11 protein-coding genes and 2 pseudogenes are annotated in these 19675 nt (G+C 39.5%); 7 read left to right on the plus strand and 6 right to left on the minus strand.

Annotated elements, in window-relative coordinates; genetic code table 11:
- Positions 1 to 100 precede the first annotated feature (100 nt).
- On the minus strand, positions 101 to 448 hold the full coding sequence (locus IPM47_07620; protein QQS30787.1) for a hypothetical protein: 348 nt from the start codon (positions 446 to 448) through the stop codon (positions 101 to 103).
- Positions 449 to 704: 256 nt separating this feature from the next.
- Here IPM47_07620 and IPM47_07625 point away from each other — a divergent pair, with 256 nt between their 5' ends.
- The 4 genes and pseudogenes from IPM47_07625 (at position 705) to IPM47_07640 (ending at position 7923) form a co-directional block, all read left to right on the plus strand.
- Positions 705 to 1160, plus strand: a complete 456-nt coding sequence (locus IPM47_07625; protein QQS30788.1) for a type I restriction enzyme HsdR N-terminal domain-containing protein — start codon at positions 705 to 707, stop codon at positions 1158 to 1160.
- Between the two features lie 84 nt (positions 1161 to 1244).
- A pseudogene (gene metH / locus IPM47_07630) lies at positions 1245 to 3920 on the plus strand (methionine synthase).
- 299 nt (positions 3921 to 4219) lie between these two features.
- Positions 4220 to 5423 (plus strand): annotated as a pseudogene (locus tag IPM47_07635) (acyl-CoA dehydrogenase family protein).
- Positions 5424 to 5577: 154 nt separating this feature from the next.
- The gene (locus IPM47_07640; protein QQS30789.1) at positions 5578 to 7923 is read left to right on the plus strand and encodes a TonB-dependent receptor; all 2346 of its coding nucleotides are present in this window, start codon (positions 5578 to 5580) and stop codon (positions 7921 to 7923) included.
- 131 nt (positions 7924 to 8054) lie between these two features.
- Here the strand turns inward: IPM47_07640 and IPM47_07645 are convergent, their stop codons facing one another.
- Positions 8055 to 9800: a tetratricopeptide repeat protein gene (locus IPM47_07645; GenBank protein QQS30790.1), complete on the minus strand. Its 1746-nt coding sequence runs from the start codon at positions 9798 to 9800 to the stop codon at positions 8055 to 8057.
- A gap of 299 nt (positions 9801 to 10099) precedes the next feature.
- Positions 10100 to 12052 (minus strand): tetratricopeptide repeat protein, encoded by a 1953-nt coding sequence (locus tag IPM47_07650; protein QQS30791.1) that lies wholly within the window; start codon positions 12050 to 12052, stop codon positions 10100 to 10102.
- A gap of 396 nt (positions 12053 to 12448) precedes the next feature.
- Between IPM47_07650 and IPM47_07655 the strand changes: the two genes are divergently transcribed.
- Entirely contained in the window at positions 12449 to 13336 is an 888-nt protein-coding gene (locus IPM47_07655) for a YitT family protein (GenBank protein ID QQS30792.1), read from the plus strand.
- Positions 13337 to 13488: 152 nt separating this feature from the next.
- On the opposite strand, the gene IPM47_07660 is transcribed toward IPM47_07655, so the two are convergent.
- From IPM47_07660 to idi, 3 genes are all read right to left on the minus strand, one after another.
- Positions 13489 to 13623: a hypothetical protein gene (locus IPM47_07660; protein QQS30793.1), complete on the minus strand. Its 135-nt coding sequence runs from the start codon at positions 13621 to 13623 to the stop codon at positions 13489 to 13491.
- A 444-nt stretch (positions 13624 to 14067) separates the two neighbouring features.
- Positions 14068 to 14544, minus strand: a complete 477-nt coding sequence (locus IPM47_07665) for a VOC family protein (protein ID QQS30794.1) — start codon at positions 14542 to 14544, stop codon at positions 14068 to 14070.
- A gap of 478 nt (positions 14545 to 15022) precedes the next feature.
- A complete protein-coding gene (gene idi / locus IPM47_07670) occupies positions 15023 to 15583 on the minus strand; it encodes an isopentenyl-diphosphate Delta-isomerase (protein ID QQS30795.1) in 561 nt (186 codons plus the stop codon).
- 341 nt (positions 15584 to 15924) lie between these two features.
- Here idi and IPM47_07675 point away from each other — a divergent pair, with 341 nt between their 5' ends.
- Together IPM47_07675 and IPM47_07680 are read left to right on the plus strand one after the other, a co-directional pair.
- On the plus strand, positions 15925 to 16896 hold the full coding sequence (locus tag IPM47_07675) for a ribonucleotide-diphosphate reductase subunit beta (GenBank protein QQS30796.1): 972 nt from the start codon (positions 15925 to 15927) through the stop codon (positions 16894 to 16896).
- Between the two features lie 203 nt (positions 16897 to 17099).
- The gene (locus IPM47_07680; GenBank protein ID QQS30797.1) at positions 17100 to 19484 is read left to right on the plus strand and encodes a ribonucleoside-diphosphate reductase subunit alpha; all 2385 of its coding nucleotides are present in this window, start codon (positions 17100 to 17102) and stop codon (positions 19482 to 19484) included.
- Positions 19485 to 19675 lie beyond the last annotated feature (191 nt).

Consider the following 19675-nt stretch of genomic DNA (forward strand, 5'->3'; position numbering starts at 1 on the left):
GTCACTGTTGGAAGACTTTTTCCAATAGGCATTAAAAGACTTGATACCGATGGATGGTGTGTTAAAGGAAAAACTGTTATTGGGTGAAAGTTGATTGCCTTTAGCGGCATAGCTTTAACAAATCTTTGGTAAGTTTGCCTGTAAATTGGGAATTGGGAGCAAACTCCTCGAAAGGAGAAAATACCAAAGTATTGCCGGATGTCCATCTGAAACGGCCGGGTATGGCCGGGTTGAATTGAATGTAAGCAGTACTGTCCCATTTCATCAGCAGCGAATCAGGAACCAGAGTTGTGTTGAAAGTAAATGAGAGGTTTTCATTCCGCAAAATTTCGTTTTCAAAATTTTTGGATTGAATTTCTACCATAGCGCCACCCGCTGAACGATTGCAGGCAACGAAGGCGATACTGATGAGACTCAGCAAAAGCAAGCAAATACTTAATTTTTTCATGTATTAAGACTTAAAAAGTGTGTTAGGAAATGTCAAAACCTTTAAAAATACCCCCTTTTAGAAGTACAAAATGGGAGAGGTGATTTGATGTTGAAAAAAATACAGCTTATGCAACCGAATTTATTCATACAACGATATTGAGGGAAAAAGTACGGATTATGTTCCATTCTTACGGCTGTTTTTTAATAATTTTTTTTATTTTAATGGTATCTATGTATTTGCAGCAAATTCCTGTAACGTTTTTAGGATAAATGGCATGAACCAACTTAATTTTCCACATTTTGATGCACAGCGGAGGGTTCTAAACGGCAAACATTACATTTTTGATGTTATCCGGAAAAAATATATAATCCTCACGCCCGAAGAATGGGTCAGGCAACATTTAATTCATTTTTTAGTCAATCAGCGTCATTGCCCCAAAGGGTTGATTGCGGTAGAAAGGGGGTTAAAATTCAACGGGCTGTTGCGCAGGTTTGATGTGGTAGTCTATTACTCAAACCGGAAACCTTTTTTGATTGCGGAATGTAAAGCGCCGGAAGTGCCCGTTACTCAACATACTTTTGATCAGATTGCGCGTTACAATATGTCGTTACAGGTACCTTTTCTGTTGGTAACCAATGGAATACGTCATTTTTGTTGCAAAATTGATTACGAGCATCAGTCCTATATCTATCTTCCGGATGTACCTGATTATGAAAACAGGGATGAATAGTTTTTTTCTGATTACCTTTGCAATCCGCAAAGCAGGCCGATTTGCTTATTGTTTAGCCTGCCGGTAAACAAATAAACTAATAAGATGCAAAATCCAGTTATTTTACCTTATCTCCGCCTGAGCGGATTAGAAGCACTCACTGTTTTTCCGGGTTCCAATTTTATTACTATTGGCGAAAAAACCAATGTTACGGGTAGTCGTCAGTTTATGCGGTTGATATTAGAAAACCGTTTTGAGGAAGCCCTTGCTGTTGCGCGTCAGCAAGTCGAAAACGGCGCACAGATTTTAGACATCAATATGGACGAGGCACTGCTGAACAGCGAAGAAGCAATGTCGCATTTTCTAAACCTGATAGCTGCTGAACCCGACATTTCAAGTATTCCCATCATGATTGACAGCTCAAAATGGTCGGTCATAGAAGCAGGCTTAAAATGCCTTCAGGGCAAAGGGGTTGTTAATTCTATTTCTCTCAAAGAAGGGGAAGAAGTGTTTGTCAGACAGGCAAAAACTATAAGGAGGTACGGAGCAGCAGTCGTGGTAATGGCTTTTGACGAAATTGGACAGGCAGATACTGCCGAACGGAAAGTGGCTATTTGCAGCAGGGCATATCATATACTGACATAGCAGGTTCATTTTCCTCCACAAGACATAATATTCGATCCCAATATCTTTGCGATTGCTACCGGCATGGAAGAGCATAACAATTATGGAGTTGAATTTATTGAAGCTACGCGGCAAATCAAAAAACTCATGCATTTGGTAAAGGTCAGTGGAGGGGTTAGCAACCTTTCATTTGCTTTTCGAGGCAATGACCGGGTAAGGGAAGCAATGCACTCTGTTTTTTTAAACCATGCTATACAGGCCGGAATGGATATGGGCATTGTCAACGCCGGAATGATTGAAGTTTATGAACAAATAGAACCACATTTGAGACTGCTTTGCGAAGATGCTGTTTTGAACCGTCATCCTGAAGCAGCAGAACGGTTATTGCAATATGCACAAACTATTAAAGGTAAGTCAAAAGATACCGCTAAAGAACAAGAGGCCTGGCGGGAAACAACGGTAGAAGAACGATTGAAATATGCCCTGGTAAAAGGAATTACAGACTACATTGAACAAGATACGGAAGAAGCGCTTAAAGTGTATGGCAAGCCGTTGTTGGTGATTGAAGGGCCTCTCATGGCAGGAATGAATGTGGTTGGCGACTTGTTTGGAGCAGGTAAGATGTTTTTGCCGCAGGTGGTCAAAAGCGCACGAGTCATGAAAAAATCGGTCTCCTGGCTTCAGCCCTACCTCGAAGCCGAAAAAGCCGGTAGCGGAAGAATGCAGGGTAAAGTGTTGCTGGCGACTGTAAAGGGGGATGTTCACGATATTGGAAAAAACATAGTAGGTGTGGTATTGGCCTGCAACAACTATCAGGTCATTGACCTTGGGGTGATGACCCCTGTTCAAAAAATTCTGGAAGTTGCTAAAAATGAAAATGTAGATATCATCGGGCTTAGCGGACTAATTACCCCTTCGTTGGATGAAATGGTAAATGTTGCTGCCGAAATGGAACGTCAGGGGTTTACTATACCGCTCCTTATCGGAGGTGCTACTACCAGTCAAACTCATACAGCCGTAAAAATTGTACCTCAATACAGTGCACCGGTGATACATGTGCTTGATGCCAGCCGTAGTGTGCCGGTAGTGAGCAGTTTGTTGAGCAAAGAGCAGAAAAAGGAGTACACTCTTCAAATCAGGCAGCAATATGATGTCATTCGGGAGCGATTTTTGAACAAACAGAAAACCAAAAATTTATTATCCCCCGAACAGGCTTATGCCAATAAACTTACCCTGAACTGGATAGATTTTATCCCGGCGGTGCCCGCTAAACTGGGCATTACCGTTTTTGACAATTATGATCTTAACCTGTTAGTTCCCTATATTGACTGGACCCCGTTTTTCCAATCATGGCAATTAGCCGGTAAATTTCCCGATATCCTGACCGATGAAGTTGTAGGAACACAAGCAACCCAGCTTTTTGGCGATGCACAAAACCTGCTGCAACAAATAGTCTCTGAAAAATGGCTGGTTGCAAAAGCAGTGGTCGGCTTGTTTCCGGCAAATACGGTTGGGAATGACATATTGGTTAATACAAGCGAAACAAGTACCGTTACCCTGCACCATCTTCGGCAACAAACAGCAAAAGCTCCCGGTCTGTCCAATCTTTGCCTTGCCGACTTTATCGCCCCAGAAAATAGTGGATTGATGGACTATATCGGGGCATTTGCTGTTACCACAGGTTTCGGAATTGAAAAATGGATTGCCCATTTTGAACATCAACATGACGATTACCAAGCCATCTTGCTCAAAGCACTCGCCGACAGGTTAGCTGAAGCCTTTGCCGAAAAAATGCACCAGCTTGTCAGAACCGAACTTTGGGGATATGCCAAAAGTGAGCAATTGACCAATCAGGAGTTGATTTCAGAAAAATATCAGGGCATCCGGCCGGCTCCGGGCTATCCTGCCTGCCCCGATCATACCGAAAAGAAGACCTTGTGGAATTTGCTTCAGGTCGAAAAAAATACCGGCATATCCCTGACTGAAAGTTATGCCATGTATCCGGCTGCTTCGGTTAGCGGCTGGTACTTCAGCCATGCCGAATCTAAATATTTCGGAATAGGCCAAATTACTATGGAGCAGGTTGAAGATCTGGCTTTACGAAAAGGCTTATCTGTTACAGAAATGGCAAAATGGTTGCAACCGTTGTTAGGGTAGGGAAACCAGATAACCATTCCAGTTTTTAGAAAACAGCAATCCATTATCCCCGAAAAGACAGAGCCTCATTTTTTAAGATACAGATATGTTTGAAATCAGGTTGCCTAAGTGATTAGATGAGCCAAATTATACTTTGAGACCTGAGTTTTCTGCTCAACTTAAAGACGACAAGCACATTGATGTGTTAAACCGGTTAATTCAAACAGAAAAATTTATCCAAAGTGATACTATATCAATGCGTGCATTGTAAATTTGTCGCTGTAATTAAAATCAGAGTTAAATCAGCTAAAATTTTTAAAATGAACAGTTTCGATGTATTTAAAGAAGAACATGAGTTACTTCGTCAAGCTATACGAGGGTTTATAGGTCAGGAAATCGTGCCTTTTATAGATGAGTGGGAATTGGAAAAAGAATGTCCTTCGCATATTTTTAAAAGGATGGGAGAGCAGGGCTTTTTAGGAGTCACATTTTCCGAAAAATATGGGGGGCAGTGGGATGGATTTATGGGGTGCTGTGGTGATAGCTGAAGAACTGGCACATTCTAACGCAGGAGGGCTTGCCATGTCTTTATATGCGCATACCTATTTACCGCTTCCACTCATCAATGCCATTGGAACAGAAGAGCAAAAACAGCAGTATCTAATGCCTGCTCTTAAAGGAGAAAAAATTGCAGCCCTTGCAATTACTGAGCCGGGAGCGGGTTCTGATGTTGGAGGAATAAAAACTACTGCCAAAGATATGGGCGATTATTATTTGGTAAATGGTTCGAAGATGTTTATCACCAACGGAACTCTTGCTGATTTTGTAGTAACAGTCGTTCGACATGGTGAGGGATATAATATGAGTGTGTTGATTGTTGATACCAACCTGCCGGGATTTAAGGCATTACCGGTTAAAAACAAACTTGGGATGCATAGTTCAGATACCGGCCAACTGTTTTTTGAAGATTGTAAAGTGCCAAAATCAGCCCTGATTGGTCAACAGGGCAATGGTTTTTATTATATCATGAATAATCTTCAGGAAGAGCGGCTCATAGCTTGTGTCATGGGGGCAGCCACATCAGAATGGGCATTAAACAAAGCCATTTTATATGCCAAAGAACGGGAAGCATTCGGACGACCTATCGGCAATTTTCAGGTCATTCGGCATAAAATGGCAAAGATGGCCATTTCGTTTGAAGCAAGCCGCACGTTTGCCTATCGTGCTGTTCAGGAGTTTATTGAACATGGTCCGGCTGCTATAAAAACTATCAGCATGGCTAAGGCTTTTATTTGTGAAGAAACGTTTTTTGTGGTAAATGAAGCCCTTCAAATTCATGGTGGATGGGGTTATATGGAAGATTATGGCATCGCCCGTGCCTTGCGCGATGTCAGGTTAATGACAGTAGGAGCCGGCACAACAGAGGTGATGCACGAAATCATCAGTAAAATGGTGATTGACGAAGTAAGACATAGCCATCAGTTTGTGAAAGCACGAGGACAACATCAGGAAATTAATCATTAAAACTTCTGCACATCATAAGGAGATATCAGATGCTTCAGGCCTGAAGCACAAGTTTGAATCTTAACATTAACCATCGGTTCATCTTTACTTTTTAAACGAAATTGCGCTATCTTGCCTGCCGTAATTGTATTTTTGCGCCCTAAAACTTAAAGCTTTGCTGAGACAATACTTATTCGCTTTAATTGTATTACTGAATTTTGCATTTCAGTTATCAGCACAAACCCTTACAAATGTGGTCATTAGCGGATACGTAAAAGATGCCGAAAGTTTAGAAACGCTGGTTGGAGCAAGCGTATATGTAAAAGGCACTGAAACCGGCACTACCTCTAATGTCTATGGGTATTATTCTTTAAAAGTTCCTCAAAGTGATCAAATACTGACCTTTGTGGTCAGCTATTTAGGTTATGAAACGACAGAGATCAATATAGTACCTATCGCTGATAAAGTAATCGGGATTAACCTCCGGATGCAACAGCAAATTTTACAGGAAGTTGTTATTACTGACGATGTGGTGAAGCAACGCATAGAGTCAACCCAAATGGGGATGCAAAAAATTACCTCTCAGAACATTAAAACTATTCCCGTTCTGTTTGGAGAGGCAGATGTGATGAAAGTGGTTCAGCTTACTGCCGGTGTGCAGACCGGCTCAGAGGGATCCAGTGGCATTTATGTTCGAGGAGGAGGGTATGATCAAAACCTAATTTTACTGGACGAAGCGACAGTCTATAATCCGGAACATTTATTTGGGTTTTTCAGCACATTTAATTCAGACATTGTCAAAAACCTTGAGATTTATAAAAGTGATTTTCCGGCTCAATACGGCGGGCGGCTTTCGTCTGTCCTTGATATACAAACCCGGGATGGAAACATGAGAAAGTTTGGGGTTCAGGGCGGAATTGGGTTGATTGCATCAAGACTGACAGTTGAAGGGCCAATGGTAAAAGACAAGGGCTCATTTGTTGTGAGTGGACGGCGTACATACGTTGATTTGTTTACCCCTATGATTAACCGCCTGTTGCCGGAAGAGAATCCGATGCCCGATTACTATTTTTATGACCTCAACGTCAAACTAAACTATATTTTGAGCGACAAAGACCGCTTGTTTGTAAGCGGCTATCTTGGACGCGACAAACTTTTTTTCAGGTTTAACAACGACCCGACCGAAAACACGAATTACGGACTGAATTGGGGCAACCTGACCGGAACCGTGCGTTGGAATCATGTATATAACCCTTCACTTTTTTCAAATACTACATTTGTAGCAAGCAGATTTAACTATCGGGACCGGTTTAATTTCAATGATTTTTATGAATTTACCAGCAGCACCGAAACTTATACTTTTAGCCTCAAACAAGATTATGACCTGTATGCTTCCGATGCGCATAAATTGAAGTTTGGCATTCATTTTACGCATCACTCCATCCGTCCAGTTGATTTTTCTGCCGGCGTAACCAGTACAGACACCTTATATCAAGCTTCACAGGTCAGAGAAAAACAGCGATATGAAGGAGAAGAAGCCGCCGTCTATTTGTCGCATATCTGGAAACTAAACAGCCGTCTTGCAATTAAAAGCGGCATACGATTGTCCGGATTCTTAACAGTTGGCTCTCAACAATATTTCAATGCCGAGCCTCGTGTTTCGGCTAATTACCTGATAAATGACAACCTTTCTATAAAGGCAGGATATTCGCGCATGGCTCAATATCTGCATCAGGTAAAGTTTATCAATCTTAGTTTTTTAGACCCGTGGTTCCCTTCCAACAAGAATGTACGGCCACAAACCGCCGATCAGGTATCTGCCGGGCTGACCGCTTCCTTGTTCCAAGGCAGGGTGAGTTTTACCAACGAATATTATTACAAATGGCTGCATAATCAATTAGACTACCGCAATGGTGCGGATTTTTTGTTTATTGATGCAAACTATCACGAGCGGCTCACTGTAGGATCCGGCAGGAGTTATGGCGCAGAATGGCAGTTAGAAAAAACCAAAGGCAACCTGACCGGATGGTTATCTTATACCCTATCATGGGCACATCGCAGGTTTCCCGATTTAAACAACGGTAAAGAATTCCCTTTTAATTTCGACCGCCGCCATGTATTAACTGCCGTAATCCAATATCAGTTGCCCCGAAACTGGTTAATCAGTGCCAATTTTATTTACCGGACCGGTGAAGCAATTGATTTAGCAGTCGGACGGTTTTTTCTCTACGGCATCAATTTCAGCGACCCCGAAATTGTGCCGGACTATCTCAGTCAAAACAGCTTCAGAATGCCCGACTATCATCGGCTTGATCTCGGATTTATCAAACGGTTTGCTTCTAAAAAAAGATTTCAGTCAGAGTTGTCCATCAGCTTTTACAATGTTTACAACCGCAGGAATGCCTTCTTTATCTATTACGACAACATAAGGGATAAAGAGAACCAAACACTTACCTTCAAACCAAGACAAGCTTCTTTGTTTCCCATCATTCCTTCGATTTCGTATAACTTCAAGATATAATACCGATTAATGATTGGGTTTGATGAATAAATCCAACTATGAGGACGGAAATACCAGATACATTTACAAATTAGTTCGACCTGTTTAGCTATAAGACCTTCATAATAGCTGTTTTGTCAAATATGGCAGGGCTAATTATGAACTGTAAACGTTATAAGTACTGGGTTTAAATTCCGTTTAAAAAATACGTTTTCATTATTCCTTTGCCTTTTTATTTCCAACTCTCCGCGTTCTTCAAAGAAGAAGTTGGAGTTAGTTAAGGCATTTTTAAAATCTTCGCTCACCTGAATACGTCCGGGCAATCCGTGACTCTCCATACGCGAAGCTGTGTTTACAGCATCGCCCCATAAATCATAAGCAAATTTGCTTTCTCCTATTATACCGGCTACCGCATGTCCGCAATGTAATCCCACACGAATTTCAAGAACACGCCCTGTTTTACTTGCGTAATTGTTCAAGAAATTCATCACCTTGAGAGCAAATAGGGCTGCATGTTCGGCATGATTAGTGTCCGGTTTTGGTACACCTGCAACTGCCATATAGGCATCGCCTATAGTTTTGATTTTTTCCAAATTATATTCTTTAGCAATCTGGTCAAACTCTGAAAAAATTTCGTTTAAAATACTCACTAAATCATGTGCTGAAATGTGTTCAGAAAGCTTAGTAAATCCAACGATATCACAGAAAAAAACGGAAACTTTTTCACAAGTATCTGCAATTTGTTTTTCGCCTTTTAATATACGTTCAGCAATTTGAGCCGGAAGAATATTGTGTAAAATTTTCTCCTGCTCTTGAAAACGGGCAAGTTTTACCTGTCTGTCACGCTCAGCTTCTGCTACTTTTCGGTTATTTTCGAGTAATTGTGCTTTCCTGATAGACTCTTCAGAAGCAAGTTCACTCTTCAAATGATGATATTTTTTGTGATAATTCAAGCTTTCTTGCCAACGCTGTTGACTTTCGTAAATATCTGACAATTCCATCGCTAATTCATAAGCATGTCTTTTGTTGCCTATTTGTTCGCAAATGGTATAGGCTTCCATCAGATACTTTTCCCCTTTAACCACATCATAACCCGAGAAGACCTCTCCGGCATAAAGCCTTCCCATGTTGCCCATGACATTTGAGCGGCCCAATTCGTCCCTTAAAGTTGTGTATGATTCGAATGCACGTTGGTAATACTCCATTGCGCGCTCATACTCCTTCTTATAAAGAAAAAGTGCTCCCATATTTCCGGTCAAATGAGCAGTTTGCTTTTTTAAATCGTATAAATCAGAACGTTTTAATGCTTCCGAATACAAAGTTTCGGCTTTTTCAAAATTCCTTAATTGAAGATTTGAGTTTGCCATATTCCCAAGAATGGAAATTGTCAATCCATGATTTTCTTGTTTTTCGATGGTTTGTAGTGCTTGTTCCATGTATTGTAACGCCAGTGAATATTCACCAAGGTTATAATAAAGCATTGCGATTTGGTTTTTTGTAGATCCAATTCGTTCAGAATGGTTTGCTTCGACGAAAGAATTTAGAGCTGCTTCGTAATAATCAAACGCCTTTGGATAGTCGCCTAATGAACTATACACACTTCCTGCAATCTCCTGAACAAATCCCTTCAATTTAAACTGTTTAATATCCTCTATTTGGTCTTGTAAGGGCAGTAGATATTGAAGTGCATGACTTAAATTATTAACTTCGTTAGCTGCTTTAATAAGTTCAAAGATTGTTTCAATGCGTTTAATCTCAATTGCAGACTTTTCAAGATTTGCAGATGAAGTAAAAAGATGATCCAAATCATACACAAGTTTGTCTGCAGATTCAAATTGACCTTTTTTTATGTCCGAAACAGCTTCAATTAGTCGGTGTTCAATTTCTAAGGCAGTCATAATACTTATTGATTTTCAGGTTTTCTTTATTTTGCCATGAATAACGGATTAGAGAAAGTGTTTAAAAACCAAAAAAATGGAGAATAAAGTAATGCGAAAGCAGGTGAACATCAAACAATAAATTTCTTAATTCTTCAAATATGAAGGTAGATATTATTTGCCGAGTTTCTTTAGAAGTTGAAGAGTTTTTTTATCCAGTTTGAAGCTGAAAACAGGAAACTAAGGCTTCATCACTCCCTTTTCACAATAAAAATCAAAAATCCTTTCCTATAGTCACTTAAAAAATTGCTCACGTTAGTTTAATTGTTTGCTTCCGTTAAAGATTCAGAGAGGAAATAAGTTTTCATAATTCCCTTGCCCTTAACATCCATTTCACCTCTTAAGATAAACTGGAATGAGGTTTCTTTTAAAGCATCTGCAAATTCTGCACTGACATGAATTTTACCTTCTACGCCATGAGATTCCATCCTGCTTGCCGTATTTACGGTATCTCCCCAAAGGTCATAGGCAAATTTTTTCTTTCCGATAACTCCGGCTATGGCTTCGCCGGTATGAATACCTATTCTCATCATAATCTCCTCTCCTGTACTTATGGCTTTGTATTTCTTTATAACTTTTTGCATATCAAGTGCAAAGAGCGCGATTACCTCAGCATGGTCAGAACGTGCTTTTGGCGCACCTGCGACAACCATATAACAATCGCCGATTGTTTTGATTTTTTCCAGATTATATTTTTCGGCAAGGGTATCAAATTCGCTGAAAATACGATCTAACCCTTGAATTATTTGTTCAGGGGTTATACGTTGCGACAGTCGGGTAAATCCTACTATATCGGCAAATAAAACCGAAACAGAGGGCAACTTTTCAGCTATAATAGTGGCTCCGTCCAACATTCGTTGGGCGATGACAGGGGGGAGTACGTTAAACAACAACTGTTCGGTTGCTTCATGCTTTGCTTTAGCTATTGCCTGTTGTTTTTCGCGTTCAGCTTCTTGTCGTTCATAACTCAGTTGTTCTGCTTTTTTCTTTGCATCCTCTAAATGTAGTTCTTTTTCCAACTCATAAAAATTTTCAAAATGCCGATGACATTCTTCCCAGCGTTTTTCAATTTTGTATAAATCAGAAAGGGACCTTTCATAAGTGCTCTGAACTTTTTTGATACCTAATTCTTTGTTCATTGCGATTGCCTTTAGCAGGTAATCCTCTGCTTTACCGGGGTTATAGCCCTCAAATTCTTTGGTTGCATAAATTTTACCGATATTCCCTCCGTTAATCGCCACGTCGCGTTTGTTACCAAGCGATTCATTCAGAACCATGGCGCGGTGAAAATAATCCAATGCCATTTGAAAGTCGGGAATTAGGCTATAAACGGCACCAATATTACTTGTTTGAGTTGCAACACTGTTTTTATGTCCCATTTCTTCAAACAACAACAATGCTTCCTGAAGTTGTTGTAAAGCTTTCGGGTAGTCTTGTAGATTATGATACGCATGAGCGAGGTAACATTTATTTCTTGCAATACCTGCTTTATCACCTAATTCTTCAAACAATGCCAATGCGTGGTATGTAAATTCTAACGATTTGGAATAATCGGAAAGTTCATTATAGACAACCCCCAGGTTCCCCATACTTTTAGCAATTCCACGCTTGTCTCCAATTTTTTCAGACAAAGCCAAAGCGCGGTGATAATACTCAATAGCCTTTGGGAAATCGGAAATTTTTCTGTAAACAACTCCTAAGTTTCCGGTACTGACTAAAATACTTTCGGTATCTTCCAGCTCATTAGTCAATATCAAAGATTGATGAAGAAATTCCAAAGCTTTGACATAATCTGCCATATCACTATAAATGACACCTATAGAATTTAGAGCTTTAACAATGTCTTGTTTGCTTTCCAGTTTTTTTGCAAGTTCTAAGGCATGGTGTTGAGTATCCAAGGCTTTTTGAAAATCAGAAAGTTGGTGATATACTACTCCGCTTTGCAAGAGTGATTTGAGAAAGATAATTTTGTTGGAGCATTGCTTTGCCAATTTTTGCGCTTGCAAAGCATTGGCAAGAGCCTTTTTTAGTTCATGCCGTTTTAAATATATTAGAGACAGGCATACTAGAGTTCTTGCATTCAGTTCTGGTTCCTTTATAAGTTTTGGGTTGTCCAAAAGCTCTGAAGCAGTTGCTTCTGCTTGTGCCATCTTCCCATTATTAACGAATGCCTCTAAATCTGCTACCAAAGTGGTCAGATGTTCAGGGGTCATGTGCCAGATTTAAGTTTTGAACGTAAATGATGCTATTTATTTTGCCCTTCAAAAATATGATAAGTTTCTTACTGAGCATTGGAAACACATAGAATACTGATCTTTTTGAAAAGCAAATTTAACCTATACTGGTTTTTAAAAGAGTGCAAATTGAAAAGGCTTAAAAAAAACAAAAAAGAGCCATGTAGATGTCAGGAATTAAGTGCTTTAAAAAGGAATAACGGTCAGAACATGAACAAAAATTTTGGCTGTGTTGATTATTTAGTAAATTTGCCGATGTTCTTGTTCCGGTAAAATCACTAAAAATTCAAACTTTAGTAAAGTGCAAATCGGGTAAAACAAATACAGGAATTCCTAAAACAAAATTCAAATCAAACACAAGTAACATTGAATCTAATGCAAATAAAAAAAGATAAAATTAACTGGAATGAGATTTTCAAAGTCAAGCATATTTTATTCAATGTGTTAGGAGTGGGGTTAGTTACCTTTGCACTAAAAGGATTTATGATTCCGAATCAATTTCTGGATGGAGGAGTTACCGGTATTTCTATATTGGTGCATGAAATAACACATCTTTCCTTTGCAATGTTAATCATTATTTTTAATATTCCTTTTCTATTTCTGGCTAATCGCATATTCGACATAACTTTTACCGTACAATCCTGTATCAGCATCGTCATGCTGGCTGTCTGTATGTCAGTAATTCATATTGATGCTGTTACAACCGACAGGCTGTTAATTGCATTATTTGGAGGAGGGTTGATAGGATTAGGAATTGGATTTTGTATGCGGGGAGGCTCAACGGTAGATGGAGCAGAAGTACTTGCAGCATTGACTATCCGAAAAATTGGGTTAGACACTTCGGAGGTAATTTTTGCCATGAATAGTACTTTATTTTTATTAGCCGCTTATTCGTTCGGCATTACAACAGCATTGTATTCTATTGTTACCTACTTCGCAGCAATCAAAGCTTTGGACTATGTAACAGATGGCTTTGAACATTACACTTCGCTTCATATCATATCATCTAAAAGTGATGAGATAAAAGAACTTATCGTCAAGGGGTTTGGCAAAGGCATCACCGTTTTAAAAGGTGAAAAAGGATATTTACCGGACAGTTTTGAAGTCCGTACTGAATGTGATGTAGTTGTCACTATTGTTACAAGACTTGAACTGTTAAGAATAAAAGAGGCGGTCATTAAATTAGACCCTTTGGCATTTATCTACATTCAACAAGTCAAAGAAGCAAACGGGGGGATACTCAGTAAAGTAAAAAATCACTGATGCTATTGAAAGTAATCAGCACAGTCTTAGGGTAAGCCATCTTTTTTTATTTTGATAGACGTTAGGTCATTATCAAAAAAGACAGATTTCAAGCGCAATTTTGCAAAGCTTTCTGCTCCGGAACTTTCAGAATTCAGCCCATCAACAGCCATTTATGAATCGCCGATAGTTTTAATATTTTCAATATGCAAGGCATCCGCTTTGTCATCTATTTTATAGAATATATGGTTTGTCAAATGCACGCGTTTGTCGGGAGATATATTATCTGCTAAGGAAGAGAGCCCCACGATATCTGTAAATAACTTTAAAATCCAATCGAGACCGGTATCTTTAAACGGAATGAAAATGTATGTTGGTCATAATTCTATCTGTAAAGGTATATAGATTAGAGCATTGCTATTTGCTTCAATTATATTGTTTCAGGTGAAAGAACACGATAACTCAAAAACACTATATTCCGAAATAAACACAATTGTTTCATAAAAAATCTATAAGTTCTTATTTTAGCAATGCCTTTTAGTTATTGAACAACTCAAAGAAAACCAAAAGCAACAATAGGCATAAGTCAGGTTAATTTATTCAAAACCTATTAAAAGCCCATAATCAGGTCAGTTTGCATGATTTGATTCTATTAAGCTATAACTCAAACACAGGAGTGTTGCCTTAGAACCCAGTACTGGGTACCTTGATCAAAGCTCTGCTTTTACGATTTCTTTGACCCCATTATTCATTTATTTAAGCTCTGAAAGTATTAATTTTTTTTGCTTAAATGTGTTTATTATCGCTTTCTGCCTCACCGCGGTATCATCGCTATGAATCAGGTCAAAGTATTCAACGGGAACAACCTGCCACGACAAACCATACTTATCTTTGCACCATCCACATACCCCTTCTTCGCCGCCGTTAGAAGTAAGTGCTTCCCAATAGTAATCCACCTCTTCCTGGTCTTTACAATTTATCACGAGTGAAATAGCTTCATTGAATTTAAACATCGGACCTGCGGCAAGAATTGAAAATTCCACTCCTGACAGCTCCATGACAGCGGTTTCAAAACTTCCATCATTGCCTGTACCATCTGCTGATGGCATATTTTCAAACAACTGATAGTCTTTCAGCGTACCCTCCTTAAATATAGAGAGGTAATATTCTGCCACTGCTTTAGCATCTTTTTCAACCCAAAGACAAGGGGTAATTTTCTGATTGTTCATTGCATTTGCTTTTTGAATATTTAAAATAATTTGTCTGATTTTCTGTTGCTTCAAAGTTATCAGGTCATGTATTGTTTGTAATAGTCGCTACAATACATCGGTGTTATGCCTTGCTTGAGTTTCCCAAAATTGCCCGGAACATTCATTGATCTTCAATTTAATTCGCAATTTCTTTATTAAAAGAGAATACTAAGGTCTTTGTACCCGTGCACTAGTAGATACCTAAATACCAAAACCATCTAATCAGGGTATATTCCACCGCAAATAAACTACACCGCTCTCATATTTTTTAAATTTGTTGTTCAAAATTTTAATATTTTCCCTAAGAACACATTTTTACTAAAGCTGCTCTTTTAAATCTAGGCAGGATAAGGGATTTTTTTAGTAAAAAGGAGAATATCTTAGACAGGAGAAGCCTTTTTTGTAGCTTAAAACAATCCAGCCTGTTTTGTCCTGTCTATAAATTTGAAAGGGTAAGTTAAGCAAACAGCTTTCTGATTGCGAATACCGACAACAGGTTTTTGGAGGTTAGTTCGAGTAAGGCGGTTTTAAACCAAAAGGTATAATTTTCCGGAAACTCGTTAAGGTCTTTGAATAGTTCAGGCATACTTATCCAACGAATAGCCTGAACTTCGGAGCGGTTATACATCGAAGTGTCGCCGTCATAAATACCTACAAATACAGTATCTAATTCATGTTCTATCAGTTGGGTTGCCTCGTCTTCTGCACGGTATATAAAGGTAAACACCTCCTTTAGCGGGGTTTCAAATCCCAGTTCTTCTTTCACTCTTCTATGTGCGGCAGCTTCGTCGGCTTCCTTCAATCTTTGATGACTGCAACAGCTATTACTCCACAAACCACCAAAATGATATTTATCTAATGCCCTTTGCTGCAAAAGCATTTGCCCCTTACTGTTAAAAATAAACACACTGAAAGCCTTGTGTAACAACCCTTTTTGATGGGCTGCCATTTTCTCTTCTGTTCCCAGAACTTTACCTTTTTTATTGACCAGCACTACATATTCAAGGGTATCAATCATAGACGGATATATTTATCAGGTTTTAGCGCTTGCTTAAAGCTTGAATATCAATAAAAAACGAACGCAATTTTTTTGATTTGTTGTATGACGGATTGTAACAGTTTCCAACATCATAAGGTTTTGCTTCAAAGCGTTTAAATGTTGGAAAAAAACGGATCAAAGCCTGACTTTTGTCATAGATTTTTCAAGTTATCCACAACAGATGGGATAACTTTTTTTTAGGACAAAAAATTCAACCCCGTACCTTAGCGTAGCACTTCTGCCATAGTCGAACATCCCTGCCCTGAAAAGGGGCTAATTTGATAACCAATTTGTTTCAAAATAAGATTTCAGTTTAAAAAATGAACTCAACAGAACCAATTTTGATGGAGAACAAAGACCGGTTTGTTCTTTTTCCGATTAAGTATGCCGATGTATGGAAAATGTATAAACAGGCCGAAGCGAGTTTTTGGACGGCCGAAGAAATTGACCTTTCACAGGATTTGACCGATTGGGCAAAGTTGAATGAAGATGAGAAACATTTTATAAAACACATTTTAGCTTTTTTTGCAGCAAGTGACGGCATTGTGAATGAAAACCTTGCCATCAATTTTATGAACGATGTTCAAATACCGGAAGCGCGTTGTTTTTACGGTTTTCAGATTGCCATCGAAAATATTCATTCCGAAACCTATAGCTTGCTGATAGATACTTATATCAAAGATCCTTCTGAACGAACCTATTTGTTTAATGCCATTGAAACGGTACCCTGTGTAAAAAAGAAAGCAGATTGGGCACTTCGTTGGATTCAGGATGCCCCAACGTTTGCGCATCGGTTGATAGCATTCGCTTCTGTCGAAGGCATTTTTTTCAGTGGCAGTTTTTGTTCCATTTTTTGGCTTAAAAACCGTGGCCTGATGCCCGGTTTAGCTTTTAGCAATCAACTTATAAGCAGGGATGAAGGGCTTCATTGCGATTTTGCCTGTCTGCTTTACGGAATGTTGCAAAACAAACTCAGTTATGAAGAGGTCAAAGTCATCATTTGCGAAGCAGTAGATTACGAAAAAGAGTTTGTTACAGATGCGCTTCCTGTTTCGCTGATAGGTATGAATGCCGAACTGATGCAGCAATATATTGAGTTTGTCGCGGACAGGTTGCTTGTAGCTTTGGGGTATGAAAAGGTATATCAAGCCTCAAATCCTTTCCCTTTTATGGAGATGATCAGTTTGCAGGGGAAAACCAACTTTTTCGAAAACAGAGTTTCAGAATATCAAAAATCAGGAGTGATGGCCGAAAAATCATCTCAGGTTTTTGCGTTGGATGAAGATTTTTAAATAGAGTATTTTTTATAGTTGAGAATTTCCGTTTTTTAATAATGCCCTGTTTAACAGGGTTGGCGCATGTTTTCTAACCCATGTCACTGCTTTTTACAAGCGTGGCATGGTTTTTTGCGCATATAGACCAAAATATAAAAATATTTAGCAAGGGACATAATTATAAACACAAACATTCACCCAAACAAAAAACAAAAACAGATATGTTTGTAATCAAACGCAGCGGAAAAAGGGAATCAGTTTCATTTGACAAGATTTTGAAGCGTATTCAAAACCTTTGCACCGGGTTAAACAACCTGGTTGAACCGGTTGGTATTTCCCAAAAAGTGGTACAAGGTCTGAGGGATGGGATTACCACCACCGAACTGGACAATTTAGCTGCACAAACCTCAGCAGCCATGATTACTATTCATCCCGATTATGGCATATTGGCTGCCCGCATTGCCGTTTCAAACCTGCATAAAAACACCCGGGAATCATTCTCCAGAAATATTAAAGACATGTTCAGGTATGTTGACTCCAAAGTTGGGAAAGCTGCTTTGGTTTCAAAACGCCTTTACGATATTGTTCAGGCCAACAAAGAACGGTTAGACAATGCTATTGATTACGCTCGTGATTTTGATTTTGATTATTTTGGTTTCAGAACCCTCGAGCGCTCATACTTGCTCAAAATGCATGGATTTATTGTTGAACGGCCGCAGCACATGTTTATGCGGGTAGCTGTTGGTATTCATTATGAAGATATTGATGCCGCAATTGAAACCTATCACCTGATGTCACAAAAGTGGTTCATACACGCAACCCCTACTTTATTCAATGCAGGCACACCACGACCCCAGTTGTCGAGTTGTTTTTTGCTGACCATGCAGGACGATAGCATACAGGGAATTTACAACACCTTGAAACAATGTGCAGAAATTTCTCAATCTGCAGGAGGTATCGGACTAAGCATCCACAATATCCGGGCAAAAGGGAGCTATATCAAAGGAACCAATGGCGAATCTAATGGATTGGTGCCTATGTTGCAGGTTTTCAATACAACTGCCCGTTATGTTGACCAAGGCGGCGGAAAACGCAAAGGTGCATTTGCCGTTTATCTCGAACCCTGGCACGCAGATATTTTCGATTTTCTCGAACTGAAAAAAAATCACGGTAAAGAGGAAATGCGCGCCCGAGATTTGTTTTATGCCCTATGGACTCCCGATTTGTTTATGCGGCGGGTGATGAAAGACGAAATGTGGTCATTGTTTTGTCCCAACGAAGCGCCGGGACTTTATGACAGCTACGGTGAAGAATTTGAACGGTTATATGAACAGTATGAACGGGAGGGCAGGGCGCGTAAAACCATCAAAGCTCAGGACCTTTGGTTTGCTATTCTCGATTCTCAGGTCGAAACCGGAACCCCCTATATGCTTTACAAAGATGCAGCGAACCGGAAATCCAATCAAAAAAACTTAGGCGCTATCAGGTCGAGCAATTTATGTACGGAAATCATGGAGTTTACTTCCAAAGACGAGGTCGCTGTTTGCAATCTCGCTTCCATCAATTTATCGAAAATGGTGGAAAACGGAGCGTTTAACCATCAAAAACTGCACGAAATCACCAAAACAGTTACGCGCAACCTGAACAAGGTGATTGATATAAACTACTACCCTGTACCGGAAGCAAAACGTTCAAATATGAGGCATCGCCCTATCGGAATCGGAGTGCAAGGGCTTGCAGATGCCTTTTTGTTGTTGCGGTTGCCGTTTGAAAGCGAACAAGCCCGAAAGCTCAACAAGGAAATTTTTGAAACCATTTACCACGCAGCACTAACTGCTTCCTGTGAGCTTGCGCAACAATATGGTCATTATGAAACCTTTAAAGGCTCGCCGGCAAGTGGTGGCGTATTGCAATATGATATGTGGGGAGTTGAACCGGGAGACCGGTGGGATTGGTACACCCTAAAGGCAAACATAATGAAGTATGGATTGCGCAATAGCCTGCTTTTAGCACCTATGCCAACCGCATCCACTTCTCAGATATTAGGCAATAACGAGTGTTTTGAACCTTATATGTCCAATATTTTCACCCGCCGCGTATTGAGTGGTGAGTTTATTCTTCTAAATAAACACTTATTGAAAGATCTCATTGAATTAGGTCTTTGGGATGATGACCTGAAAAACTCGTTAATTGCCAACAACGGTTCTATTCAAAACATTGAAGGTATTCCGGACGAGATTAAGGAATTGTATAAAACAACCTGGGAAATTAAACAGAAAACCCTGATTGACTATGCTGCCGACAGGGGGCCTTTTATCTGCCAAAGCCAAAGTCTGAATGTGTTTATGGAGGATGTTAACTATAAGAAACTTTCCAGTTTGCATTTTTATGCCTGGCAAAGAGGGCTTAAAACAGGAATGTATTATCTGCGTACCCGGCCCGCTGCCGACCCGATTAAATTTACAGTAGATGTAACGCGATTGCGTCGTCCACAAACAGAAGATAACAACGAAGCACCTTCTACTATTACCGATGAAGAAGTAGTTGCAATGGTCGCCAAGGTTTGTAGTATTGATAATCCCGATTGTGAAAGCTGCAGTGCATAAAGTTGGTCATTTGCCTTTAGTGTATTAAATCTTTTAAGCCAATATATCTGAATTTTAACGCCGGTTAACTGAATTCGTCAAGGATTGGTTGCCGGCTTTTTCATTTCTTAATTACCTTGTTTATTTGTTTACCTCATTCTATTATTTTACTTTTACAGGGTTTTCTAAAAATTGCTGTTGAGACAAAACCT

Source organism: Sphingobacteriales bacterium (genome assembly GCA_016700115.1).
Classification (GTDB): Bacteria; Bacteroidota; Bacteroidia; order Chitinophagales; family UBA2359; genus UBA2359.

Coding starts and splice junctions, on each gene's coding strand:
- IPM47_07620 (QQS30787.1), bottom strand. CDS start 448: ATGAAAAAATTAAGTATTTGCTTGCTTTTGCTGAGTCTCATCAGTATC.
- IPM47_07625 (QQS30788.1), top strand. CDS start 705: ATGAACCAACTTAATTTTCCACATTTTGATGCACAGCGGAGGGTTCTA.
- IPM47_07645 (QQS30790.1), bottom strand. CDS start 9,800: ATGACTGCCTTAGAAATTGAACACCGACTAATTGAAGCTGTTTCGGAC.
- IPM47_07650 (QQS30791.1), bottom strand. CDS start 12,052: ATGACCCCTGAACATCTGACCACTTTGGTAGCAGATTTAGAGGCATTC.
- IPM47_07655 (QQS30792.1), top strand. CDS start 12,449: ATGCAAATAAAAAAAGATAAAATTAACTGGAATGAGATTTTCAAAGTC.
- IPM47_07665 (QQS30794.1), bottom strand. CDS start 14,544: ATGAACAATCAGAAAATTACCCCTTGTCTTTGGGTTGAAAAAGATGCT.
- idi (QQS30795.1), bottom strand. CDS start 15,583: ATGATTGATACCCTTGAATATGTAGTGCTGGTCAATAAAAAAGGTAAA.
- IPM47_07675 (QQS30796.1), top strand. CDS start 15,925: ATGAACTCAACAGAACCAATTTTGATGGAGAACAAAGACCGGTTTGTT.
- IPM47_07680 (QQS30797.1), top strand. CDS start 17,100: ATGTTTGTAATCAAACGCAGCGGAAAAAGGGAATCAGTTTCATTTGAC.